A 219-nucleotide genomic window follows, 5' to 3' on the forward strand; every position below is an offset into this window, starting at 1 on the left:
CATAAGGTCAATACCCACTCCGGTGACATGGCTTTGCACCCAGCCCCGCAACAACAGTAAACATCACAGATGCCAGTCACAGTTCCCAGTCTGGGGTGGATCTTAAGGTCAAAACCTGCTCCGGTGATCAGGCTATGTTGCGGGTCAGAACGCCGGGGCGCCGTAAACCCATCCCTGGGGGCTTCACTGCCGCATCCCTGCGGCAGAGACCCGGCTTAT

It is taken from the genome of Erwinia sp. ErVv1 (assembly GCF_900068895.1).
Lineage (GTDB): Bacteria > Pseudomonadota > Gammaproteobacteria > Enterobacterales > Enterobacteriaceae > Erwinia.